23 protein-coding genes and 1 tRNA gene are annotated in these 24,206 nt (G+C 65.5%); 8 read left to right on the top strand and 16 right to left on the bottom strand.

Translation table 11 applies throughout. From position 1 onward, the window contains the following. The first annotated feature begins 80 nt into the window (after window positions 1-80). On the top strand, window positions 81-716 hold the full coding sequence (locus AOA14_RS07475; RefSeq protein ID WP_062901332.1) for a glutathione S-transferase family protein: 636 nt from the start codon (window positions 81-83) through the stop codon (window positions 714-716). Window positions 717-742: 26 nt separating this feature from the next. Here AOA14_RS07475 and AOA14_RS07470 read toward each other — a convergent pair whose 3' ends face one another. Beyond that, complete coding sequence (locus tag AOA14_RS07470; protein WP_238929752.1) at window positions 743-1,246, bottom strand: flavodoxin family protein; 504 nt, start codon at window positions 1,244-1,246, stop codon at window positions 743-745. Between the two features lie 80 nt (window positions 1,247-1,326). Here AOA14_RS07470 and AOA14_RS07465 point away from each other — a divergent pair, with 80 nt between their 5' ends. The 6 genes from AOA14_RS07465 to AOA14_RS07440 all read left to right on the top strand — a co-directional run bounded on the left by AOA14_RS07465 (window position 1,327) and on the right by AOA14_RS07440 (window position 8,125). Then, complete coding sequence (locus AOA14_RS07465) at window positions 1,327-3,288, top strand: alkyl/aryl-sulfatase (RefSeq protein WP_062901331.1); 1,962 nt, start codon at window positions 1,327-1,329, stop codon at window positions 3,286-3,288. Window positions 3,289-3,313: 25 nt separating this feature from the next. Then, window positions 3,314-3,844: a PH domain-containing protein gene (locus tag AOA14_RS07460; protein WP_062901330.1), complete on the top strand. Its 531-nt coding sequence runs from the start codon at window positions 3,314-3,316 to the stop codon at window positions 3,842-3,844. Beyond that, window positions 3,841-5,382 (top strand): PH domain-containing protein, encoded by a 1,542-nt coding sequence (locus AOA14_RS07455; RefSeq protein ID WP_062901329.1) that lies wholly within the window; start codon window positions 3,841-3,843, stop codon window positions 5,380-5,382. Before AOA14_RS07460 ends, AOA14_RS07455 begins: the two co-directional genes overlap by 4 nt. Beyond that, the gene (gene recJ, locus AOA14_RS07450) at window positions 5,379-7,148 is read left to right on the top strand and encodes a single-stranded-DNA-specific exonuclease RecJ (RefSeq protein ID WP_062901328.1); all 1,770 of its coding nucleotides are present in this window, start codon (window positions 5,379-5,381) and stop codon (window positions 7,146-7,148) included. Before AOA14_RS07455 ends, recJ begins: the two co-directional genes overlap by 4 nt. Before the next feature lie 91 nt (window positions 7,149-7,239). Continuing rightward, window positions 7,240-7,315, top strand: a tRNA-Glu gene (locus tag AOA14_RS07445). 198 nt (window positions 7,316-7,513) lie between these two features. After that, window positions 7,514-8,125: a murein L,D-transpeptidase catalytic domain family protein gene (locus AOA14_RS07440; RefSeq protein WP_062901327.1), complete on the top strand. Its 612-nt coding sequence runs from the start codon at window positions 7,514-7,516 to the stop codon at window positions 8,123-8,125. Window positions 8,126-8,375: 250 nt separating this feature from the next. On the opposite strand, the gene AOA14_RS07435 is transcribed toward AOA14_RS07440, so the two are convergent. From AOA14_RS07435 to AOA14_RS07385, 13 genes are all read right to left on the bottom strand, one after another. Continuing rightward, window positions 8,376-9,275 carry a carbamate kinase gene (locus tag AOA14_RS07435; RefSeq protein ID WP_062901326.1) on the bottom strand — a complete coding sequence of 300 codons (900 nt, stop codon included), beginning with the start codon at window positions 9,273-9,275 and terminating at the stop codon, window positions 8,376-8,378. A gap of 2 nt (window positions 9,276-9,277) precedes the next feature. Then, window positions 9,278-10,402, bottom strand: coding sequence for an agmatine deiminase (gene aguA, locus AOA14_RS07430; protein WP_062901325.1), 1,125 nt, complete (start codon window positions 10,400-10,402; stop codon window positions 9,278-9,280). Further along, on the bottom strand, window positions 10,395-11,810 hold the full coding sequence (locus AOA14_RS07425; RefSeq protein WP_062901324.1) for an APC family permease: 1,416 nt from the start codon (window positions 11,808-11,810) through the stop codon (window positions 10,395-10,397). Before AOA14_RS07425 ends, aguA begins: the two co-directional genes overlap by 8 nt. A gap of 15 nt (window positions 11,811-11,825) precedes the next feature. Further along, the gene (ptcA, locus tag AOA14_RS07420) at window positions 11,826-12,839 is read right to left on the bottom strand and encodes a putrescine carbamoyltransferase (RefSeq protein WP_062901323.1); all 1,014 of its coding nucleotides are present in this window, start codon (window positions 12,837-12,839) and stop codon (window positions 11,826-11,828) included. Further along, window positions 12,832-12,978 carry a hypothetical protein gene (locus tag AOA14_RS19715; RefSeq protein ID WP_202988430.1) on the bottom strand — a complete coding sequence of 49 codons (147 nt, stop codon included), beginning with the start codon at window positions 12,976-12,978 and terminating at the stop codon, window positions 12,832-12,834. The genes ptcA and AOA14_RS19715 overlap by 8 nt, the downstream gene beginning before the upstream one ends. Before the next feature lie 202 nt (window positions 12,979-13,180). Then, window positions 13,181-13,360 carry a hypothetical protein gene (locus tag AOA14_RS19710; protein ID WP_202988429.1) on the bottom strand — a complete coding sequence of 60 codons (180 nt, stop codon included), beginning with the start codon at window positions 13,358-13,360 and terminating at the stop codon, window positions 13,181-13,183. A gap of 98 nt (window positions 13,361-13,458) precedes the next feature. Beyond that, on the bottom strand, window positions 13,459-13,698 hold the full coding sequence (locus AOA14_RS07415; RefSeq protein WP_062901322.1) for a hypothetical protein: 240 nt from the start codon (window positions 13,696-13,698) through the stop codon (window positions 13,459-13,461). 76 nt (window positions 13,699-13,774) lie between these two features. Further along, window positions 13,775-14,767 (bottom strand): zinc-dependent alcohol dehydrogenase family protein, encoded by a 993-nt coding sequence (locus AOA14_RS07410; RefSeq protein WP_062901321.1) that lies wholly within the window; start codon window positions 14,765-14,767, stop codon window positions 13,775-13,777. A 96-nt stretch (window positions 14,768-14,863) separates the two neighbouring features. After that, window positions 14,864-15,418 carry a GNAT family N-acetyltransferase gene (locus AOA14_RS07405; protein ID WP_062901320.1) on the bottom strand — a complete coding sequence of 185 codons (555 nt, stop codon included), beginning with the start codon at window positions 15,416-15,418 and terminating at the stop codon, window positions 14,864-14,866. 365 nt (window positions 15,419-15,783) lie between these two features. Then, on the bottom strand, window positions 15,784-16,938 hold the full coding sequence (locus tag AOA14_RS07400) for an efflux RND transporter periplasmic adaptor subunit (protein ID WP_082819855.1): 1,155 nt from the start codon (window positions 16,936-16,938) through the stop codon (window positions 15,784-15,786). After that, a complete protein-coding gene (locus AOA14_RS07395) occupies window positions 16,935-19,301 on the bottom strand; it encodes an ABC transporter permease (RefSeq protein ID WP_238929751.1) in 2,367 nt (788 codons plus the stop codon). The genes AOA14_RS07400 and AOA14_RS07395 overlap by 4 nt, the downstream gene beginning before the upstream one ends. Then, window positions 19,295-20,023 (bottom strand): ABC transporter ATP-binding protein, encoded by a 729-nt coding sequence (locus AOA14_RS07390; protein WP_062901319.1) that lies wholly within the window; start codon window positions 20,021-20,023, stop codon window positions 19,295-19,297. Before AOA14_RS07390 ends, AOA14_RS07395 begins: the two co-directional genes overlap by 7 nt. Beyond that, complete coding sequence (locus AOA14_RS07385; RefSeq protein ID WP_062901318.1) at window positions 20,020-20,241, bottom strand: hypothetical protein; 222 nt, start codon at window positions 20,239-20,241, stop codon at window positions 20,020-20,022. The genes AOA14_RS07390 and AOA14_RS07385 overlap by 4 nt, the downstream gene beginning before the upstream one ends. Window positions 20,242-20,635: 394 nt before the next feature. On the opposite strand from AOA14_RS07385, the gene trxC reads away from it, so the two are divergent. Continuing rightward, entirely contained in the window at window positions 20,636-21,076 is a 441-nt protein-coding gene (trxC, locus tag AOA14_RS07380) for a thioredoxin TrxC (protein ID WP_062901317.1), read from the top strand. On the opposite strand, the gene AOA14_RS07375 is transcribed toward trxC, so the two are convergent. Next, the gene (locus AOA14_RS07375; RefSeq protein ID WP_238929750.1) at window positions 21,024-23,687 is read right to left on the bottom strand and encodes a cation-translocating P-type ATPase; all 2,664 of its coding nucleotides are present in this window, start codon (window positions 23,685-23,687) and stop codon (window positions 21,024-21,026) included. The two genes, trxC and AOA14_RS07375, sit on opposite strands and share 53 nt — an antisense overlap. Further along, entirely contained in the window at window positions 23,680-24,099 is a 420-nt protein-coding gene (locus AOA14_RS07370) for a universal stress protein (RefSeq protein WP_062901316.1), read from the bottom strand. Before AOA14_RS07370 ends, AOA14_RS07375 begins: the two co-directional genes overlap by 8 nt. Between the last annotated feature and the right edge of the window lie 107 nt (window positions 24,100-24,206).

Raw genomic sequence — 24,206 nt, 5'->3', positions numbered from 1 at the left:
CGCATGACAAAACAAGGCTTCTGGATCGCAGACGATGTTCCTGATATGTTCTTTGCGACTCGCAGCAAGGGAGAGCAACCGTGGCCGACGATCTGATTTTCTATACCAACCCCATGTCGCGCGGACAGATCGTCCGCTGGATGCTCGAAGAGGTCGGTGCGCCCTATCAGACGCAAATCCTGGGCTATGACGACAGCATGAAGGGCGCCGACTATCTGGCGATCAACCCGATGGGCAAGGTGCCCGCGATCGTCCACCGGGGCAAGGTCGTCACCGAATGCGCCGCGATCTGCGCCTATCTCGCCGATGCTTTTCCCGATGCGGGGCTCGCGCCGCCGCTGGAGGCGCGCGCCGACTATTACCGCTGGCTGTTCTTTGCCGCCGGGCCGCTCGAAACCGCGGTGACTAACACCCACGCCGGCTGGGTGCCGAGCGCCGAGCAGCAGCGAATGGTGGGATACGGCTCGTTCGAAAAGGCGCTCGACGCGCTCGAAACGGCGGTGGCGGGCAAGGCCTTCGTTGCGGAGGGGCGCTTCAGCGCCGCCGACGTCTATGTCGGCAGCCAGCTCGACTGGGGTCTGCAATTCGGGACGATCCCGACGCGCCCCGCCTTCGAAGCCTATGTCGCGCCGCTGCGCGAGCGCGCGGGATACCGGCGGGCCAAGGAAATCGACAACGGGCTGATCGCCGAGATGCAGGCGGCGAGCCCGGCCTGACGGCATCCGGCCCCAGGGTTGTGGGCCTAGAAAATTCCTGCCGTCAGCCCTTCCGCCAGCGCCGCGCCCAGATCGCGCGCTTCGGCGAGACGGTCCGCCGCAATCGTCTTGGGGGCGAGGATCGCCTCGGGCGTCTGGGCATCGGTGTTGACGATGACCGGGTCGGCGACACGCCGCAGGCGCCAGCCGGTCGCGATGCGATCGAGCTGGCGCTGGGCGTTTTCGCCGTCGGAGCCGGCGCAGATGATCGTCGCATAGGGGCGTCCCTCGATCCGGCCGAGACAGGGATAGTAGCAGCGGTCGAACATCTCCTTCATTGCGCCCGACAGCGCCGCGAGATTTTCGGGGCCGACGAACAGATAGCCCGCCGCCGCTTTAATCATCTCTGGCGTCACATCGTCCGCCGCGACGCGGCGCGCTGCGTCGCCGGCACCTGCCGCCGCCGCCTCGGCGAGCGCGGCGCTGCCGCCGGTGCGGCTGTGCCAAATGATAAGCAATTTGCATTTCATCGCCGCAAGATCCTTTAGCATCGCGCGAAGCCCGCACCGCCGGGCGGCCGCTTGCCAAGCCATGCCACAAGGCGCAAGCAGGACCAAAAGGGGAGGATGCGATGAAGCGTGCGATCTGTCTGATTCCGATCATGCTGTGGGCGAGCGGCGCGGCCGCGCAGGATGCGGCCAGCGAGGCGACCCGCGCCGCGCAGGCCGAACTCGCGCAGCGCCTGCCGCTCGACGACCCGCGCGACGAGGCGAATGTGCTGCGCGGCAAGATCGCCGAGATTCCCGACGGCGTCATCAGGGGCAAGGATGGCCGGATCGTCTGGGATCGCCGACCCTATGACTTTCTGAACAGGGCGAAGGCCCCCGACACGGTCAACCCGTCGCTGTGGCGGCAGGCGCGGCTCAATGCGGTGCACGGGCTGTTCGAGGTTGTGCCGGACAAGATCTGGCAATTGCGCGGCTATGACCTGTCGGTGATGACGATCATTCGTGGCAAGACCGGGTGGATCGTGGTCGATCCCCTGCTGTCCGAGGAAACCGCAGCGGCGGGGTGGAAGCTGTTCGCCGACACGGTCGAGGCAAAGACGGGCGTGCTGCCGATCCGCGCCGTCATCTTCAGCCACAGCCACAGCGACCATTTCGGCGGCGTTGGCGGCATTGTGACCCCCGAACAGGTGAAGAAGGACAAGATCCGCATCATCGCACCGCACGGCTTTTCCGAAGAGGCGACGTCGGAAAATGTCCTTGCCGGCCCGGCGATGGGGCGCCGCGCGCTCTATATGTTCGGGGCGATCCTCGCGCCCGGGCCGACGGGACAGGTCGATACTGGGCTCGGCCCCAAGCTTTCGTCTGGGACGATCGGCTATATGGAGCCGACCGAAACCGTGTCCGCGCGCGGGACGACGCTGACCATCGACGGCCTGGCCTTCGACTTCATGGACGCCGGCGGCACCGAGGCGCCAGCCGAGTTCGTCTTTTACATCCCCGCCTACAAGGCGCTCCACACGACCGAGGTGGTGACCCACAATCTGCACAATGTACTGACGCTGCGCGGCGCGCAGGTCCGCGACGCGCTGCGCTGGTCGAAGGTGATCGACGCAATGCTGCTCAAATGGGGCGGCAGCGCCGAGGTTGCGATGGGATCGCACCATTGGCCGACATGGGGGGCGGGCGAGGTCCGCACGCTGCTCACGAACCAGCGCGACGCCTATCGCTACGTCCACGATCGTACCCTGTTTCTCGCCAACCGGGGCGCGACGCTGCATGAGCTGGCCGACCAGACCCCCGAAGCGATGGTGCAGGGAAGCGATTTTTCGACGCGCGGTTATTATGGCACCCTCAATCACGACATGAAGGCGACCTATCAGCGCTATTTCGGCTGGTGGGACGGCAATCCGGCCAATTTCAACCCGCTGCCGCCCGAAGAGAGCGCGCCCAAATATGTCGCGCTTGCGGGCGGCCCCGACAAGCTGCTCGCAGCGGGCAAGGACGCCATCGCCAAGGGCGATTATCGCTGGGCGGCCGAAATGCTGAACAAGCTCGTCTTCGCGGCGCCCGACAATCAGGCGGCGCGCGCGGCGCTCGCCTCGGCCTATGACCAGCTCGGTTATCAGGCCGAATCGGGAGCGTGGCGCAACTATTATCTCGCCGCCGCCGCAACGCTGCGCGGCAATGCGGTCGCTGGCGGCACCAGCAACGGCCAGAGCCGGTCGTTCATCAGCGCGATCCCGACTGCGGTCTTCTTCGATTCGCTTGCTACCCGCTTCGACGCGGTGAAGGGCGCGGCGCAGAAGGGCGTGTTCCAGTTCGTGATGCCCGACAGCAAGGAAAGCGTCGCGGTCGTCGTCGAGGGCGGGGTCGAATTCCCGCGCTATGGCGTCACCGACGCCGCGCCGACCGCGACGATCACGCTCGATCGCAGCACGCTCGACGATGTGATGCTCGGCCAGGCGCAGTTTCCGGCGCTCATGCAATCGGGCGCGATCCGCATCGAGGGCGACCGCATGGCCTTTCTGTCGTGGTTCGCGATGCACCCGCCCGCCGACCCGCGCTTCAATATTGTTGTGCCATAGGGGGCGCTGCGCTTAACGAAGGGCAATGACCGATACCGACGCCGCGCCGCCCATCGACCCTTTCGCACCCGATGCGCTCAACGCGGTGGAGGGGCTCGACCCGGTCGATCCCGCCTATCGCCACGTTCTGCGTATCGCCGCGGCGCTCAACGCCGTCCCGCTGGCGATCGGCGCGAGCGTCGCCGACGCGCTGCTGATCCGCAGCATTGGCGGCCCGTTCGGCCTGCTCACCGCGCTGGCCTGGCTGGTCGCGCTCCTCGTCATCGTCATGCTGCCGTCGCGCCGGATGCAGCGGTGGGGCTATCACATCGGCACGGGGCAATTGCGCGTCGCGCGCGGCTGGATGTTCCGCACCGACACCATCGTCCCCTTCGTGCGCGTCCAGCACATCGACGTCGGGCAGGGGCCGATCGAGCGATGGTTCGGCCTGTCGCACCTTGTCGTCCATACCTCGGGGACGCACAACAGCACGGTGACGCTGCCTGGCCTGCGGTCCGATCTCGCCGCCGCGATGCGCGAGACGATCCGCCACCACATCCAGACCGACTTCGCATGAGCGAGGGCGAACCTGCCGCGGCGCCCGCGCGGGCGGCCGATGTCGAACCCGACTGGCAGCGCCTGCACCCGGCGACGCTGGCGCTGGCGATCGTCAAGCTCGGCCCGCGTTCGCTCAATTTTCTGCCCGCGCTGGCGGCGATCGGCTTTGCGGGCAAATGGGCCTATGTCGTTCCCGCGCTGCTCGCCTTTCTGCTGTTGTCGCTGCTCGTCGCGATCGCTGCCTGGCTGCGCTTCCGCTATGCCGTGACCGATGATGCGGTGGTGATCGAAAGCGGCGTGTTCGCGCGCCAGCACCGCACCATCCCCTTCGACCGCATCCAGGACGTCAGTATCGAACAGGGGCTGATCGCGCGCGCGCTGGGCATCGCCAAGGTCGATTTCGAAACCGGCGCGGGCGGCGGCAAGGAAGGCGACGGCGATCTCGATGCCATTGGGTTCGACGAAGCGCAGGCGCTGCGCGGCGCGATCCGCGCCTGGCGCAGCGATGCCGCCGACACGCAGGTTGCCGATCCCTCGGGCGTCGCAATCGAAGGCGGCGGCGATGCCGCGGAGGACCGGCTGCTCTTCGCAATGGATCCGCGCCGGCTGCTCGTCGCGGGCCTGTTCAACTTCTCGCTCGCCGCGCTCGCGGTTGTCGGCGCGTCGATGCAGCTGTTTGACAATCTGCTGCCGTTCGATTTCAACGTCTTCAACCCCGTCGACTGGGTCGATCTGGCCGAAGGCTATGGCCTCGACAATTGGGTGCTCGCGCATCGCTGGGTCGCCGGTATCGGCGCGCTCCTGTCGCTGCTCGTCATCGGCTTTGCGAGCGGGATCGCGATGATGGTCTTCGCCAACTGGGGCTTTCGTCTCGTGCGCGAACCGCGTGCGCTGCGCCGCACGCGTGGGCTGACGACGCGCACCGACGTGGCGATGCCGGTCAAGCGCGTGCAGGCGGCGATCCTTGTCACCGGCTGGCTGCGACAGCGCTTCGGCTGGCACGAACTGCGCCTGCAAAGCCTGGCGAGCGACGGTGCGAAGGAACCCGACCATCAGGTCGTCCCCTTCGGCCGACTCGCCGAAATCGACCGGGTGCTCGCCGAGGTTGCGATGCCGCGCCCCGGCCCCGGCGAGACGTGGCAACACAGCCACCGCATCATCGCCATCGGTCCGGTGATCGGCGCGGTCGCGGCGGCGACCGGCGGAACCATCGCGCTGATTCTGGGCAATGCGGTCGGCTGGCTCGGCCTGATCGCTGCTCCCCTGCTCGCGGCCGGGGCGCTGTTCGCGACGCGCTTTCATCTGTGGACCGACCTTGGCGAGATGGTGGTGATTCGCCGCGGCTGGTGGAAGCCGAAGACGACGCTGCTGCCGCACGCGTCGGTGCAGAGCGTCGATATCAAGACCGATTTCCTCCTCCGCCCGCTCGGCCTTGCAACCCTCGTTTTCGGCGTGCCCGGCGGCAGCGCGCTCGGCGCGCATGAAATCCCCGCCATCCCGCTCGCCGCCGCGCGGGATTTACGCGCACGCATCCTCCAGGCAGGAACGGCGTCATGACTACGGCCGCCCTCGGTATCACTCGCTCGATCCTCGGCCAGCCGTGGCATTGGCGCCGCACCAGCGCCGAAATGGGCGGCGAAAGCCTTGCACCCGACGATCTCGTCACCCAATTGCTGCTCGCGCGCGGCGTCGCGCGCGACGACCTCGACCGCCAGCGCGTTCCGACCCTGCGCGGTTTCATGCCCGACCCCTCGCTGTTCCGCGACATGGATGCCGCCGCGGCGCGGCTCGCCGATGCGGTCGAGGCGCGCGAGGGGGTAACCATCTTCGGCGATTATGACGTCGATGGCGCGACATCGGCGGCGCTGCTCGTCCGCCTGCTTCGCGCGCTCGATGTGCCGGTGGGCGCTTATATCCCCGACCGGCTGATGGAAGGCTATGGCCCCTCGGGTGCCGCGCTGGTGCGCATCGGCGCGGCGGGGTCGCGGCTCGTCGTCACCGTCGATTGCGGTGCGCAGGCGTTCGACGCGATCGCCGAGGCGAAGGCCGCGGGGGTCGAGGTGATCGTCGTCGACCATCACCAATGCGCGACCACGCTGCCGCAGGCTTTTGCCGTGGTGAATCCCAACCGCCTCGACGAAGCGCCCGATGCGGCCGCGCACGGCAATCTTGCCGCGGTCGGCGTCGCCTTCCTGCTCGGCGCGGCGCTGCTCCGTACGCTGCGCGCGCGCGGTTTCTTCGGCAGCCGCCCCGAACCGCAGCTGATCGAGTTGCTCGACCTCGTCGCGCTCGGCACCGTCGCTGATGTCGCGCGGCTCACCGGTTTCAACCGTGCGCTCGTCACGCAGGGGCTGAAGGTGATGGCGCGGCGCGGCAATATCGGCATGGCGGCGCTGATGGACGCGGCGCGGCTGACCAAGCCCCCGACGGCGAGCGACATGGGCTTTGCGTTGGGGCCGCGCATCAACGCCGGCGGGCGCGTCGGCAAATCCGACCTCGGCGTCCGGCTGCTGACCACCGGCGACCCGCAGGAAGCCGCGGACATCGCGCAGGAGCTGTGCCGGCTCAACGAGGAGCGCCGCGCGATCGAGGCGGCGGTGCTCGACGCCGCGATCGAGGCGAGCGGCGCGACCGCCAACGCGCCGGTGGCGATCGTCGCGGGCGACGGCTGGCATCCCGGCGTCATCGGTATCGTCGCGGGGCGGCTCAAGGAGAAGCTGCACCGCCCGGCGATCGTCATCGCGTTCGACGAGGATGGCGTCGGCAAGGGATCGGGGCGCTCGATCTCGGGCGTCGATCTGGGCGCCGCTATTCTGGCCGCCAAGGAGACGGGGCTGCTCGTCGCGGGCGGCGGACATGCGATGGCCGCGGGGCTGACGGTCGAGCGCGCGCGGGTCGATGCGCTCGGCGCCTTTCTGAACGAGCGGCTGGCCGCCGATGTCGAGCGGGCGAGCGGCGACAGGTCGCTGCTGATTGACGCGGTGCTCGCGCCGCGCGGGATCAATCCCTTGTGGTGCGAAGCGATCGAGAGCGCCGGTCCCTACGGCGCCGGCTGGCCCGCGCCGCGCGTTGCCACGGGGCCGGTGCGAATCGTCGAATCGGGGGTAGTCGGCACTGACCATCTGCGGCTGATCGTCGCCGGCGACGATGGTGCGCGGTTCAAGGCGATCGCTTTTCGCAGCGCCGAAACCGAACTGGGCCAAACGCTGCTCCATGCGCGCGGTGCGCGCAAGCTGTGGCTGGCGGGGCGCGCAAAGCGCGACGATTGGGGCAGCCGCCCCGCCGCTGAACTCCATCTCGAGGACGCCGCCTGGGCAGAATGAAACCGCGCGGCGCAATATTTTTGCGCACGCGCCGCCACCACGGCTTGACCGCACCGACGGGCCCGTCTAAGGCGCCGCTTCACCGAACGACGGCCCCTTCGTCTAGCGGTCTAGGACGTCGCCCTTTCACGGCGAAAACACGGGTTCGAGTCCCGTAGGGGTCACCATCGGCGGAAAGGCGCGTCCGGTGCTCAGCTTCGCCGTCGCGAAGATAAATCACGAGCTTGAACTGCCCGGCGATGCGGGCGCAGGATCGATGAACCCCCGCCCGGCGAGCACGTATAGGGTTAGTACCTATCTGGAATTGCGCCTCGCAAGCGCCCACTTCTTGCGTCAATCGTGGTAAGATGGGTCGATAGAAAATTATGGCACTTTCCAGGCGCCACCTACTTGGCGGTGGCGGCGCACTGGCCCTGAGCTTCTTCGGGCCAACGTCCAAAGGTCTTGCAGCGCTTCCTGCATTGAGCGAAAATCCGGATCCCCGCCTTTTACGGCGTGCATTGGATGCGCTCGACCGACATCGAGGCGCGATTAGGTACCGCGACGTCGTGGGTCTCGTCGATTTCACCCGGGCCTCTCACGTCCCCCGCTTTCACATCCTCGATTTGATGAGCGGCAGGCACTTTAGCCATCTCGTTGCGCACGGTCGCGGATCGGATCCCGATCACAGCGGCTGGGTGCGCCGTTTGTCCAATGCGCCCGGGTCGGCCGCTTCGTCGGGTGGGGCATATCTCGTCGGCGAGGATTATTACGGCAAGCATGGGCGATCGCGCCGGCTCATCGGCCTCGACCCTGAGAACAGCAATGCCGAGGTTCGCCATATCGTCATTCACGCAGCGGGCTATGTCTCGCCCGCGATCGCGCGTGATGGCAAACTCGGACGAAGTGAGGGCTGTTTGGCAGTGGCAAAGGCGGATATCGCGCAGGTGCTTGAGCGTCTCGGACCAGGCCGGATGATCTATGCGGCAAAATTATAGGCACCCGCGCGCGCCGTATCGCTGAGGAGAATAGCTACCGTCCCTTGTCGCGGCAGAGCTGTAATGTCCGCGCCTGTGGCTGACTTGTGCGCTTATGCTGTGCCAAAGGAGCCTGGCGGAATGATCTGTGCGATGTCCAGCCGCCGATAATGACGATCAGGCTTGAACGCGGGCGGCGCACGCTTCGCGCTCGGCTCACCCCCAAGTTGGCGCGCGGATTTGCCGGTTCGCCGGATACGGCGCTCGAGCTTCACCGACATATGGTGGTTCCGGCATGCCCGCCAACCACCGCGGCGACATCGGAGAGGGCGCCGATCACCGCCGATCGCCCGGTCGCCTCGACGAACCGGACAGCCGCCTCGACCTTCGGCCGCATCGACCCTTCGGCCAGATCGTCGGCGGAAAATCCGGATGCGCTGATCGTCGCGATCGGGCGCTGGGTCGGCTGCCCCCAGTCGGCCTGGACGGCACCGACGTCGGTGAGAATGATAAGGCGGTCGGCGTCGAGTTCGATCGCCAGCAAAGCTGCGGTGAAGTCCTTGTCGATCACCGCCTCGACACCTTCGAGACGGCCTTGCCTGCGGATAACCGGTATGCCGCCGCCGCCGCCGCAGATCGTTACGACCCCGTCGCGGACCAAGCGCTCGATCTCGCTGAATTCCACGACGCCGGTGGGACGTGGTGAGGGAACGACGCGGCGATAGCCACTGCCTTCGGCCGCAAAGATCCAGTCGGGCGGCGAGCTGCGCCGCCCCTCTTCGAGCGAGGCATAGACCGGCCCGATAGGCTTGGTCGGGCGTTCGAACGCCGGGTCGGACGCGTCGATCAGCGTTTGCGTCAGAAGGCAGACGACCCCGCGCGGCGCAACGGCATTTCGCAATTCCTGCGCGATGACATAGCCGATCATTCCCTGCGATTCGGCGTTCAACATGTCGAGCGGGTAGGGAGCCACCGCCGTATAGGCTGCGGCTGTAAGCGCGAGCAGCCCCACCTGCGGCCCGTTGCCATGGACGATCGCCACCTCCTTGCCGGAGCAGGCCCGCGCTAGTGCCGCTGCCGCGGACCGCATGTTGCTTCGCTGGTTGGCTGCAGTCGGGTTTTCTCGCCTTTTGAGCAGGGCGTTGCCGCCCAGTGCGATAACAAGGCGCATGGCTAGGCGCCTCGCTTGCCGACTTCTTTGGGCCGCCCGCGAGGCTCCTGCTGGGTAATGCAATGGACGTTGCCGCCGCCGAGCAAGATCTCGCGACCGGGGAGGGTGATAATATGGCGCGTAGGGAAGAGTGCAGCCAGCGTCTGCCGGGCCCGTGCGTCCTGCGGATCGCCGTAGACGGGCAGGATGATCGCATTGTTGGCGATATAGAAATTGACATAGGAAGCTGCGAGCCGGTCGCCCGCCTGTCGAGGCAGAGTGCCAGGGACATGATCGACCTCGGCGGCCTCCTCGGCGGTGATCAGCACGGGGCTCGGTTGGTGCAGCTTGTGAATCTTGAGCGCGCGACCTTTCGCGTCGCGCATCGAGGCGAGCAGGTCGAACGCCTCGGCGGAAATCGCATGTTGCGGATCGGCGACATCGTCGGTCCAGGTCAGCACCACCTCGCCCGGCGCGACGAAGCGGCAGAAATTGTCGATATGCCCGTCCGTCTCGTCGAGATACACACCTTTGGGCAGCCAGAGCACGGAGTCGACACTCAGATAGTCGCGCAGCATCCGCTCGATGTCCGCACGGCCAAGGTTCGGGTTGCGGTTCGCGTTGAGCAGGCATTCTTCGGTTGTAAGAACCGTGCCCTCGCCATCGACATCGATCGACCCGCCCTCGAGGACGAAATCAGGAGCGTAGCGATCGTCGCGCTCGAGTTCGAGGACCTTCTCGCCAACGAGGTCGTCCTGGTCCCATGGGAAATAGAGCCCATCGTCGAGCCCGCCCCAGGCATTAAATTTCCAGTCAATGCCGCGTACTGCGCCCTTGTCGTCGACTACGAAGGTCGGTCCGCAGTCGCGAATCCAGCTGTCGTTGCTCGTCATCTCGACGACGCGGATCGCGGGATCGAGCATCTCGCGGGCAATCACATATTGGGCGGGCGAGACACAGACCGTCACGGGCTCGCCCTGGGCAATTGCTGCGGCCACCGCCGCAAAGGCGTGCTGCGCGGGTTTGGCGCCTCTCCGCCAGTTGTCGGATCGCTCGGGCCACAGCATCCAGCAACCGCTATGGGGTTCCCACTCGGCAGGCATGCGGAAGCCATCGGACCGCGGCGTCGTCAGAAGCACCCTAGCCATTCGCTGGCGCTTCGGAGACCGGGCGCGTGCCGACACGCACCATGACTTCGCCGACGAGCAGAGTCAGCAACGTGCCGCCGCCGACTGCGACCGCGTAGCTCGGGTCGAAATCGCCCGGCTGGTAAATGAAAAAGAAAACGGCCTGCGCGATGAACAACATACAGATCGCACTCAGCGCCGCTGCGGCTCCGTGCCCGCCAGGCACGCGATAGGGTCGCGGAGTGTGGGGGTCCGCGCGGCGCAGTTTGAGAAACGACAGGAACAGCAGGAAATACGGCAGCAGGAAAACCACCGAAGAGAAGGCAAAGATCGTCCAGAACAAATCCTCTGCGCTCGATGCCAGGAGCGCGTAAAGAATAAGCACGGCGGACGCGATGGCGCCGGTCAGGATTGCGGCGCTTACCGGGGTCTGGAAGCGAGGATGCATTTTTGCGAACACAGCTGGGAGGTCGCCGCGCTGCGCTGCTTCCGCAGCCGAGCGATTGGCGCCGATCGTCCAAGTGACCATGTTCGCGACGAAGGTGTAGAGCGCCATCATGATGAGGATCGTCACGATCGTGCTGCCACCGGGGCCGCTCCCGAAAAGCCGGCCGAACGTGTCCGGCAATCCTTCGATAAGTCCGATCTGCTCTACCGGCAGGGCAAGCAGGATGCCGAGGGTCGCGAGGATGTAGAAGAAGGAAATGAGCACGCCGGAAGCGATGATCGCGCGCGGTACGTCGCGCGCCGGATTTTCCATCTCCTCGCCCGCGCCCGACATCAGTTCAAAGCCGAGGAAATTATAGACGATCACCGGCAGGAAGGCGAGGCTGGCCCCCCAGCTTGGGCTTAGCGCCTGCAGATTGAATTCGTTCGCGACACCATGCCGAGCAGCAAAGGCGATGCCACCAAGGCCGATCGAGAGCATGATGACCGCCTTGAAGACGGCGCCGACGTTCGGCACCCATTTGCCGAGGTTCAGCGTGACGATGCTGATCCCCACCGTGAGCCAGGTAAGGCCCAGCGTGATGAGCAGCTTCGTGGTGAGACGCATGTCCGGCGCGACGAGCTCGGCGAGCAGCCCCGCGAACAGGATATAGACCGACGGCATCCAGAAAGCGACGTTGACCCACCAGAGCCACGCCGTCCGTCCGGCCCAGCGCTGCCCATAGGCGCGTCGGACCCAGGCATAGATGCCGCCTTCCTCCGGATAGGCGCTGCCGAGCTCCGATGTGATCAACCCATAAGGGATGAAGAAGAGGATCAAGGTCAACACCCACCAGAAGATCGACTGGACCCCGATCGCGGCAGATGCCGCCAGCTGATCCACGATCAGGATCGCGCAGACGGTGAACAGCGTCATGTCGAGGCGCCGCAGCACCCTGCGGAAGCGCGGTCGGGCGGTAACGGGGGCGACGGTCGTGGCCATGGTGGCCTCCTTTACTCAGACGCTGAGGAAGCTTTCGATCCGACCCCGATGATAGGAGGCGAGCTCGGGCGAAGGCGTTTTCAGCCGTGGGTGCACGAAATGGACGAGGAGGCCCTTCTCGGCGTGCAGACGGTTTTCCGCTTGGTCGAAAATGATCGAGCGCGGTCCGTCCATCACCGCATCGGTCACTTCGACGCCGCGCGACGCGGGCAGGCAGTGCATGAATTTGGCGTGCGAAGGCGCGCGGGCCAGCAAGGCGTCGTTGACCTGATACTCGGGCATGAAAGCCGCTTTGCGATCGGGAATCTCGTTTTCCTGACCGATCCACCACCACAAGTCGGTATAGATGAAGTCGGCATCGCGCACCGCCGAGACCACATCGTCGGTGACGGTAAGCGCACCGCCGCTTTGCGCGATATTGGCGCGGGCGATCGCTTGCCAGGCGTCGGGTGCCTGATAGCGTCTTGGTGCGGCGTGGGTGAAATGCATCCCCATCCGGGTGCACATCATCATCAACGACGAGCAGACATTGGTTGCGTCGCCGACGAATACGATCTTGAGTTCGGCAAGCGTCTTGCCGGGGGGAGCATGCTCGATCATCGTGAAGAGATCGCACATCACCTGCGTGGGATGATTATAGTCGGTCAGCCCGTTGATGACGGGCACGGTGGCATGGGCCGCGAGATCGAGGACGGTCTGATGCTTCAGCGTGCGCGCCTCGATCACATCGACCATTCGGCTGATCACCTGCGCGGTGTCGCCCGTGCTTTCGCGCGCGCCCAGATGAATTTCGCCGGGCTTGAGATAGAGCGCGTGCCCGCCCAATTTGGTCATTGCGACTTCGAACGAGACGCGGGTGCGGGTCGACGGTTCCTCGAAGATCATGCCGAGCGAGGCGCCCGTGAGCAACTTCGGGCAGGCGCCATCCTTGTCCGCTTCCTTCAGCAGGCCGATCAGGTCGATGATCCGCAGCAGCTCCTCGCGGGAGAAATCCTGCGTATCGATGAAATGCCGGAGCGGTTCAGACATGGGCTGTAGCTCGGAAGGCCCGCGAAAGCGGGTCGAACACCGTGGTGGCGAAAAAGAATGCGTCGCGAGTGGCAAAGGGAAATTGCCGCAGGTGCCGGCCACCCTCGTCGTGAGCTGCGATATTTTTCCCGATCGCCATGCGCGGTTCCCCGAAATATTGCGTTGGCATCAATCGTGAAATTTCGAGCGATGGAGAATCCGCAATTGCACGTATAGGCTTAAGCGGCGACGCGGGTTTCGGGCGTCCGCAGAGGCCGCCGCCACGTGCCGTCGGACCCCCATTCTCCGTTCGTTTATCGATGGCTGCGAGCCGCAGCGAAGGTGATGCCCGCGCCGGAGTTTTAACGCGACGAGCGCCGGCTTGCCAGAATTCGCGCGGCCACAACCCCGATTGTGAGCAGGGGAACGAGAGCGGCGACCGACCGCGCGGTCGGCGACTTCGAGATCCGCCGCAGCTTCTTGCGCGTCCGCCGGGGAATCTCGATATGACCGGTCACTTTCGACAAATGTTCCATTGTCATGATTGCCTCCTTTGCTTTGGCAATCCTAAATCTGCAGGCGAACCGAAAAATACGTAGATGCCGCAGTAGGTGGACCCGGTCCGCGGGTCGGCAAGCTATCAATCCGGGGCTTCGATTGGCGTATCTTCGGGGTGACTGTCGGGCAGGACCGGGGTTTCGGGCGGCGCGCGGAGCGGCCGGGGGTCGGTTGACGGAACGGGACGCTCGGGCGAGTGCTTGTCGGGCCGTTCCAAGGGTTCGCCTTCCGGGCATTCGGGATGGCGGATCGGCAAGGCCGCCGAATGTATTGGTGCTGACAGCATGAGACGCCCCTCCTTGGTCTTGATCGCAAGCGGCATCTGGGCGGAGGGAGGTGCGCTGCGCCATAAGGGAATTCCCTGTGCGGGTCGCCATGCTGCCTGGCCTGATCGCTGGTCAGGGATGAAGAACGAGTGCGCCTTCCACCTTTCCCGAGCGCAGCAGATCAAGCGCCGTGTTCGCCCGGTCGAGCGGGAGAGGCGTGACATGCGTTTCGATCGAGTATTGCGCAGCAAGCGCGAGGAATTGCGCGCCATCGGCGCGCGTGAGATTGGCGACCGAGAGGATCGATCGTTCTCCCCACAAATCGGCATAGGGGAAGGAGGGTATGTCGGACATGTGGATGCCCGCGCAAACGACCCGGCCTCCCTTGCGGACATGCCGGAGCGCCTCGGGGACCAGAGCGCCGGCCGGCGCGAAGATGATCGCCGCGTCGAGCGGTTCGGGCGGCGCCTCGATCGAACTTCCGGCCCACTCGCACCCGAGATGCCGTGCGAATGCCTGTCCGTCGCCGTCGCCTTCGCGCGTGAATGCAAAGACGGTGCGGTCCTCGGCGAGCGCGAGCTGCGCGAGAATATGGGCGGCCGCGCCAAAGCCATAAAGTCCGATGGATTTGCCGTCGCCCGCCAGGCGATAGGCGCGGTAGCCGATCAGGCCGGCGCAAAGCAGCGGGGCTGCGTGCAGATCATCGAAAGCACCGGGCAAAGGAAAGCAGTAACGCGCGTCCGCGATGCAGTGCGAAGCGAAGCCGCCATCGCGTGAAAAGCCGGTGAAAACCGCATGATCGCAAAGATTCTCCCGGCCGCCGCGACAATAGCTGCACGTCCCGCAGGTACCGGCAAGCCAGGCGATGCCCACCCGGTCGCCAAGGCGAAATGGACCGGCGCCGGCGCCCATCGCATCGATGCGGCCGACGATCTCGTGACCCGGCACGATGGGAAGGGGACCGCGAATGTCTCCCTCCGCGACATGGAGGTCGGTGCGGCAGACCCCGCAGGCTGTCACGGCCACACGAATTTCGCCGGGGCCGGGATCGGGCAGCGGCCGTTCGACGCGCCGCAGCGGTTCGCCGGGCGCATCGAGCTGCATTGCGATCATCATCTGCGCCATCGCCCGAGCCTTCCCGCTGATCACTTCCTGCCCGTGTCGCTCGGCCGCGCGAATAAGGCTGCGATAGCCGGGGATCGCCCAGCCCGCGGGCAGCGGTTAACCGGCTTGCCGGCGCAAATCGATTTCGAGCAATGCGAGCGTCGCATCGCCTTCATAGTCGCTCGACTTGAACCCCAGCGTGCGCTCGATTTCGATCGCGTCGCAATTGGCACGGCTCTCGATCGACCGGAGGCGTGCGATGCCGCGCTCGCGTGCAAGGTCGATCGCATGATGAAGCAGGCTCCAGCCGACTCCGCGCCCCTTACAGGCCGGCGCAACCGAAATCGCGACCTCGGCATTTTCGAACCGGTCGTCGGCTGCGATGAGCAGCGTCGCGATGAGCTCGCCGCCGGCACGCTCGAAGGCGAGAAGATGCTCGCGGTGGCGATGATCGACCTCGACCAGCGCGGCGAGCTGCGCTGTCGAGAGGTGCGATTGTGCGCTCAGAAAGCGGTACCGCATGTCGTCGGGCGCCAACGCGTCATAGAAGGAGTCGAGAATTGCGGCATCATCCGGCCGCACCGGGCGAAGCGCTATTTCGAAGCCACTGCGCGTGGTGAGAGGGGTCTCGCCTGCTTCGGAGAGTGTCGCGTCAAGCGATCGGCCGATCATGATATAGGTTCCCGGTGAGCCATTGTTTTGGCCCGCTTCACACCGAGCGTCAGTGTTCCCACGATACGACGATTTGCCCCGCCAACCCTCGCACGGTCAGCGTGAATCGTCGCGTCAGGGTCGCGCGAGCAGCGCGTCCGCCGGGGTGCGATTATGCGGGATGTCATCATCCTGATCCTCCAATCGTCTGCAGTCTAGCGCGTCACTTGGCGCGCGCATTCCGTAATGTTGCGTAAGCCGTCAGGTCGATTTCGACGTCCATCGCCGGCTCGGCGCCGCAGGGCCTTGAAGCATGGCCCGGCGAAAGCGGACTTGCGCGTTCGATCGAATCCAAGGCACGCCTCTACGCTCGCAGACTGCCGGGATTACCGGCTCCTGACGCGGGTCCCGCTGCTAAGAGAGCCGGAGGGATTGATCGCGACTATTTCGCCTTCGCGGAGGCCGCGAAGTACTTCGCCGTATAGATCGTTCATCTGGCCGACCTCGATAGCGCGCTCTGCAGCGCGTCCTCGCGCAACCACGAAGACCCGCCACTCGCCATCGGCGCCGCGGAAGAGAGCTCCGATCGGCACGCGCACGGCGTCGGGGCGGCTCCACCGGATGATCGTTGCATCGACCTGATAACCGTGACCGAGACGTGCCGCTTGCTGGGCTGATAAATCGTCGAAACGGATGATGACATTGACCCGCTGCTCCTCGACGCCGAGCGCAGAGATCTTCAGCCGGCCGAAGGGTTCTACCCGTGCGACATGGCCAATAAGTGGTCGCGTCCCACCCCATTGTGTCACTTCTACCTGGTCGCCCGGTTTCACGCGCACGGCTTCGCGTGACAAGAGGTCGACGACCAGCTCGATCTTGTGGGGATCGCCGATCGTCACCAGCGGCGTGCCTTCAAGAATAACGCCTTCGCTTTCGGTGATCACGGAAAGCACCTCTCCCGCCGCGGGTGCGCGGACGGGCACGCCGATTTTCGCGCCACCGGGAGGTTGCGACAAGGCGGCGCGAAGCCGGGCGGCTTCACTGCGATTTTGTGCAAGCAAGGCCTGTCCGCTCGCCACGCGCGTCCGGGCGGCTTCCAACTGCGCCTTCGCAAGGAAGCCGCGGACCGCGAGCGCTTCGGCGCGGGTGAGATCGCTCTTCGCCTGCGTGAGCGACACCTCGGCACCTCGCGTTGCAGCAAGCGCGGCGGCGAGCGACGCCTCCAGCTCTTCGCGGATGCGCGGGTCGAGGGGTGCGGCCGGTCGTCCGGTCATCCTCGCGATCAGCGCGCCCTTCACAACGCGGTCGCCCGCTTTGAGTTCGATACGCGAGAGATATCCGCTTACCGGTGCCGCAACGACATAATATTCCTCGGCGCGGGTCACGCCATCGTCGGTCACGCCGACAGCCATTGCGCCGCGGGTTATCCTGGCCGTGTCCACGGGCTGCGGCGACGGCCAGAAAGCAAAGGCGAGGCCCGCGAGCAGGAGGCCTGCGACGGCAAGGGGCCAACGCCAGCGTTTGAGCATCTGTTTCATCATTCGCGCGCCTTCAAAACCCTTATCATGTCGAGCCTCAGGACGCGCCGCGCGACGAGCGCTGCGGTCGCCATCGCCGCGGCGAGGACGACCAGGATCGCATAGCCATAGGTCGATCTGGCGGGCGCAAAAGGCAGACGAAACAGGTCCGAACTAAACATTGCGGTCATCAGCTGGGCCATCCAATAGCCGATCAGGCAGCCGACCGGCACGGCGGCAACCACGAGCAGTGCGAGCTCGCCGAGAAGGATGAGGGCGACTTCGCGGCGATGGTAGCCGAGGACGCGCAGCGTCGCGAGTTCGTGCGCGCGCTCGGAGAAAAGGATGCGGGCGCTGTTGTAGACGACGCCCACGGTGATCGCCGAGGCGAAGCCGATATAGAAAAAGAGCATCGTGAAAAGATTATCGTCGATCATCCGCTCGAACAATCGCAGCGCCGCGTCGCGCTCGGTAACGCCAAGCACGGCGGGCATGCCCTTCAGGGCGTTCAATATGCTCTCGCGTGCCGCAGGATCGATACGGAGCAGCGCGGCTCCCACGGGGGCGGCGTCGCGCGCGATGCGATCGAGCGTCGCTTCGCTGGCATAGGCGCGAGCGCCGACAAATTCATCGACGATCGTCGCAACCGGCATGCGAAGCTGGGTACGCCGTCCGCCGAGCATTTCGAGATCGACAGTGTCGCCGGCGCGCACGCCAAGCTGGTCGGCGAGCTGCCGGCTCAGCATCAGACCCGCTGGCGGCAGCGCGACTTCGCGGCCGTTGCGATCGATGTGCGCCAGAAGCTGCGATCGGGCAGGTGCCGTCTCGATCGCGGTCCGTTCGGCCCGGTTTTTGGAGCGCAGTTTCACCGCGATCGCACGGGTCGCTTCGGCACACAAAACGCCGGGGACCTGCGCGAGCGCAAAAACCGCATCGGGACCGCGCGGCTCGGTGAAGGTCACGATGAGATCGTGGCGCTGCGATCGGAAGAAATAGGAATCGAGCATCGCCCGGCTCGAATCGAGAAATTGCATCGTTGCGAAAAGCAGGCCCATCGACAGCGCCACGCCAAAGATGGTCATCGCCGAACGCGCAGGCCAGCGGGCGATGTGACGCAGGATCATATGGCCAATGACCGAAAGGCCCGCCAGCCGGCCGATGCGTTCGACGGCGCCGCTGCGATAGACCGGGGGAGGCGGCGGGGCCATTGCGACCGCCGGACTCAGCTGGACCGCGGCGCGCATTCCGCCAAGCGCGCCGAGACCCGCCGAGCCGGCGGCGAGTATGGCGGCGCCGACGAAGACAGCGGGCGAGATATGATAGCGCAAAATGGGAAAGCGGTAATATTCCGCATAGAGGCTCGTCATCCCGCGCCCCATCCAGATGCCGGCGAGCGAACCGATCAGGGTCGCGACGAGCGCTGTCACGAGCGCAAATTTAAGGTAATGCCAAGCGATTGCTCGGTCTGGGTAGCCGAAAGCCTTGATGAGGCCGATCAGCGTTCGCTCGGTGCGGATCATGCGCCCCAGCACAATATAGACGAGGAAGGTCGATACGATCAGGAACACCGGCGGAATGACGCGGGTCATCGCCTCGAGCTGCATGAGCTCATTGTCGAGAAAGGCGTGACTGATATGGTCGGCACGGCCATAGGCTCCGGTGCCGCCATAGGGGGCGAGCAAGAGATCGAGGCGGCGGATTATCTCGGCTTCCGATGCTCCCCGCTCGACTGTCAGCGTGATGCGGTTGATTGCTCCGCTACGGCCGGTGGCCGCCTCGAGCGACTTCTCGCTCATCCAGAAGATACCAAAGCGACTGTTGTCGGGGATAAGATCGCCCGGTGCGATCGAATAGATATAGTCGGGCGAAAGGCCGATTCCGACAATGGTCAATGGTTGCTTGCGGCCGTAGATGACCGCGTCGAGACGCGCACCGAGCGCAAAGCCGTTCGCTTTGACGAAGGCTTCGTCCGCGACGACTTCTCCCGGCCGGTCTCGATCGGGGAGCCGGCCGGCGCGCAATGTTAGACGGTTGAGCACGGTGCTCTCTCTGTCGCTCAGCGAGTTGATGAGCGCACGCGCGGGTGCGCTGCGTTCCGGAAGCACGAGCGTCGCATATTGACGGATCGAACCTTCGGCGCGCCGGATGCCGGGGATTTTGGCGACGCGCGCGACGATGCTTTGCGGTGCGCGCGTCATGTCGGCAAAAATGTCGGCGAAAGCGCTCTGGGCATAATAGGCATCGCGCGTCTCGGTGAGCGAGCGGTGAACGCCGAGCGAAAGGACGAAGGTTGCGCTCGCCGCTGCGAGAACCAGCGCGATCGCCATCACCTGGCCGCGCATGCGCCACAGGTCGCGCACCAGTTTGAGGTCGAGCGCCTTCACCACGAAATTTCCGCGGGATCGATCGGAGCGTCATTGACTTCGACGCGTGCGATGCGCCCGTCAAGGAAGTGGAAGACTCGGTGCGCCATGGCGGCGATGCCGACATTGTGCGTGATGATGACAACCGTACTCCCGAGCGTCCGGTTGGCCTCGGCCAGCGTTTCGAGCACCTGGATACCGGTGCTGCTATCGAGCGCGCCCGTCGGCTCGTCGCACAGCAGCACACCGGGCTGCTTGGCGATCGCCCGCGCGACTGCGACTCGCTGCTGTTCCCCGCCCGACAGCTGCGCGGGATAATGGTCACGGCGATTCGCGAGACCGACGAGGGCAAGCGCGTCGGCGGCGCCCATCGGCTTTTCGGCAATATCCGTGACAAGCCGGACATTCTCCTCGGCCGTGAGGCTCGGGATCAGATTGTAGAATTGGAAGATGAATCCGACGTTGGCGCGGCGGAAATGGGTCAGTTCGGTCTCGTCCATCGCGGCAAGGTCGAGATCACGATAATAGAGGCTGCCCGAGGTCGGGCGATCGAGTCCCCCGAGGATGTTGAGCAGCGTCGACTTGCCGCTTCCCGAAGGACCGAGAAGCACCAGAATCTCGCCAGCGGGAATGACGAGGTCGACGCCGCGGAGCGCCTGAACCTCGGTCTCGCCGCTCCGATAGATTTTGGCGAGATCTGCGCAGCGAAAGGCTGGCGGCGCGCTATCGCAAAGGTCGCTGCTCATCGCGCGCCGTCCATCCAGCCCAGCGCCCGGGCCGCATCGCCGAGCACGGGAACGAAAGGGATCGCTGCCAGGCGCGCGGATACGGAATCGGCGGCGCGGGACGGCGCGATGCCGGCATCGCGCCGCCGCGCAGCAAAAGCGATCAGGGGCGATCCGCTCGACACGAGGTCGTTGACGATGATCGCCGGGCGCCCGCGCCCCCGCTCGACCCCCGGCACAATAAGCTCAATCTCCCGGTCGCACCGCTATCTGCCCGTCGGGCGCGGAGACGATCGCCGGTTTCGAAGTTTGCAGCGGCCAGCATGCAATCACGCTAGCAGTTGGCCCGCCCGCCCCGAATCAGGACTAATACGTATCGGTGGAGCTGGCGCATTTCTGTCAGCGCGGGTCCCGGCGAGACTGCGCGTGCCGCAGGGCATAAGTATGTTTGCATATTTCGGCAAATCAGGGCGAGTCCCAAGCTCCGCACCTGATGGAGGACGAGTATATCGATCCAAGGCCGCTTGCGGCCTGCCTGTCTGCCGAGCTGGACAGGCCCCTGCCTGGCTCCGGACGACGCTTACACAGCATTCCTGTTGGACAAACCATGGAAGCCTGGCGCAAACAGCTGCAATGAGCGAACCCGAGATCCTGATCTGTCCGGCATGCGATACCGCGAACCGCGTTCCGCGCGCGCGGCTGGGCGATGCGCCGCGCTGCGGCAGCTGCAAGGCGGCGCTGTTCGAAGGCCAGCCGCTTGCGCTCGACGCCGGTCGTTTCGACCGGCTGATCGGCACCGGCACCCTGCCGGTGCTTGTCGATTTCTGGGCCGAATGGTGCGGCCCATGCAAGGCGATGGCTCCGGCCTTCGCCGCCGCGGCGCGCGATCTCGAGCCCGGCTTCCGTCTCGTCAAGATCGATACCGAGGCGGAACCGACGCTGGCTCATCGCTATGCGATACGGTCGATACCGACACTCATGGTCGTATCCGGCGGTCGCGAGGTGGCGCGGCAGTCGGGCGTTATGGATCGCGCTTCGCTGGTTCGGTGGGCGCGCGCGGCCGCGGCAAGCTGATCTGCTCGAGGCCGGTTGTTCTGCCGCCGCGTCCGGCGTTCAAGAGCCGCTTGAGGGCTTCAAGAAGCAACAGGACGAGTAAGACGGTTACCGCCACCGCGGCCGCCTCGGAAAGATTGAGCGGTGCGAACGACAGCAATTCGGCGACGGGCTGAACAAATTGGGCCGCCAGGAGGAGCAGAGTGACGGAGGCGGCGACCGCGACAAGGGCGCGGTTCGGGCGCGTTACTGCGCGCACCAGCGAGGAGGAAAAGGATCGATTGACGAGCACGAGTCCAAGAACGATCGCCACCAGCGCAAAATAGGCAAGGCTGCGCAGCTGGTTTTCCCCGATACCTGCCGTCCATCCCCAGGACAGCAGCACGGCGATCGCCGCAACCGCAATCATGCCCTGACCGAACGACCAGCCGAGCATCGCGCGCGGCATGAGCACGCTGTCTGGGTGGCGCGGTGGACGCCGCATGATGTCATCCTCTTCAATCTCGGATTCGAAAACCAGCGAGCAGACAGGATCGACGACCATCTCGAGCAAGGCGATATGGATGGGGGCGAGCAGGATAGGCAAGCCGAAGAGCAAGGGTGCGAGCGCCAGACCAGCGATCGGGATATGCACGGCGATGATGAACGCGGTCGCCTTGCGCAGATTGTCGAATATACGCCGGCCCACGCGGATCGCGGTGACGATCGACCCGAAATCATCGTCGAGCAGCACGATCGACGACGCCTCGCGCGCGACATCGGTACCGCGTCCGCCCATGGCGATCCCGATATGTGCCGCCTTGAGCGAGGGGGCATCATTGACGCCGTCACCGGTCATGCCGACGACCGCACCCGCCGCTTTGAAGGCGGTGACAATGCGCAGCTTTTGCTCGGGCATGATCCGCGCAAAGACCGTCACCCGTTGAAGTATTCTGGCGAGTTCAGTGTCGTCCATCGCCGCGAGCATCGGACCCGTAACCACCTCGCCTTGTGCGATGCCCGCCTCACGCGCGATCGCGCTCGCGGTTTCGGGATAATCGCCGGTAATCATCACCACATGGATGCCGGCGCTGCGACATTGAGCCATCGCGGCGGGCACCGAAGGACGCAGCGGATCCTCAAAACCGACAAGTCCACTAAAGACAAAGCCGAATTCGCGCGGATTGGCCGGGGGTGTCGACCCCGCCCATCGCGCCTCCGCGACGCCCAGAACGCGCAGGCCCTCGGTCGCCATGGCATCAGCCGCATTGCGCAACGCCGCATGATCGTTCGGTTCGAGACGGCATAATCCGGCGATTGCTTCGGGCGCCCCCTTCGCGGCGACCATTTGCTCGCCGTCCCCCGTTTCCCACAGATGCGACACGGCCAGCAATGCGGGATCCAGCGGATAGCGCTGACGCAGTCGCCACGCCTCGGTGCGTTGCGGTGCAAGCTCGCCCGCGTCGCTGTGTGATTGGAGTTCGTGGAAGGCGATCTCCATCGGATCCAAGGGCTCGGGCGCGCTTGCCAATGCGCCAAGCGTTACGATCGACCGGAAATCGGCGGGCATCGCTTCGCCCCGTCGAAGATCGAAGCTGCGTCCATCGGGCAGGCGCAATTGGGTGATCGCCATGCGGTTCTGCGTCAATGTTCCCGTCTTGTCGGTGCACAGGACCGTGGTCGACCCCAGCGTCTCGATCGCGGCTGCACGGCGCGCAAGCACGCGCACCTGCGATAGACGCAGCGCGCCCATGGCCATGAAAACTGCGAGCACCACGGGAAATTCCTCCGGCAGCATCGCCATCCCGAGCGCGATTCCGGCTAGCGCGCCTTCGAGCCAGTTGTCGCGCAGCAACCCGTAGAGCATCACCGCGAGTAAGCTCGCGCCGATCCCGCCAGCCGCAAACAGCAACACGAGACGCCGCGTCTGACGGTAAAGGCGGGGCGTCTCGATCTTGAAGCTGGCGAGCGACTGCCCGATGCGGCCGATCTCGCTCAGCGCGCCGGTCGCCTGCACGGCGCACAGGCCGCTGCCGCCCACCACCAGCGATCCCGAATAGACATAGGGTAGCATGTCGCCGCCGGGGCGAGGCGCCGCGAGGGAAAAGGGCGCGGTGGCACTGGATTTCCGGACAGCGACAGATTCGCCGGTGAGGAGCGACTCGTCGACGGACAAGCCATGCGCTTCGACCAGCCAGCCATCGGCCGGGATCCGGTCTCCCTCGGCGAGAACGAGCCTGTCGCCGCGCACAACCTCGCGTCCCGGGATGCGCCGCCGAACGCCGCCGCGGATGACGAGAGCGCGCGGGCTCGCAAGATCTCGCAGGGCTTCAAGCGCTCTCTCGCTGCGCGATTCCTGGATGACGGTGATCCCAACCGAAAGCCCCGCGAGAAGGGTGAGGATCATGGCCTCCCCGAGATCGCCGAGAGCGAAATAGACGAGGCCGCCGGCCACGAGCAGCGCAAGCATCGGCTCGCGCAGGACTTCGATCACAATGCGCGCGGTGGTTCGCCGTCCTTCACGTGGGAGCTCGTTCGGGCCTTCCGCCGCGAGCCGCGCCTGCGCCTCGCTTTCGCTGAGGCCGTTGGTCGGTCCGGCGTCGGCCTCGACCACCACATCGGAGCCGTCCGCATCCGGCGCTCGATCAATCACGGATGATGAAAACCGAAGATGAAGAATTTCGTGCCACCCGCATGGCTGTCGTGCCGAACAGCCTGTCTTGCCATTTGGGGGCGCGAGAAGGCAGCAGGATGAGGTCCGCGTTCACGCTTGCCGCAGCGTTCAATATGCCGCGATGGGCGCGGCCTGTCTCGACGCGGTAACGAGCGTCTCCCACCGCCGCGACCGAATGCGCCAGCGCGGCAAGCCGGGCTTCGGCGGCCTCGAAAAGCCCCGCCGCGCCGACCGAGCGCTCGGCGCGGAGCATCACGCTCCATTCGGACATCACGGTCGCAAGCGTCAGCGTGGCATCAAAGCTGCGGCGAAGTTCGGCGGCAACCTCCAGCAGTCTCGTGGCTTCAGCGCGCCGGTCGGGATCGACGATAACCAATATGCTGCGAAACAAGGGCGTCCTCCTCTATGTGCGAGGCGATTCCTTTCCAGCGAATGGCCCCGCTCACGCCGAAGCTAGGAAAAAGGCAAGCCGCGCGCCGTAGGGAAGACTACGTATCG

This window comes from Sphingopyxis terrae subsp. terrae NBRC 15098 (assembly GCF_001610975.1).
In the GTDB taxonomy this organism is placed as follows: domain Bacteria; phylum Pseudomonadota; class Alphaproteobacteria; order Sphingomonadales; family Sphingomonadaceae; genus Sphingopyxis; species Sphingopyxis terrae_A.
This window is presented reverse-complemented; position numbering and strand designations above follow the sequence as displayed.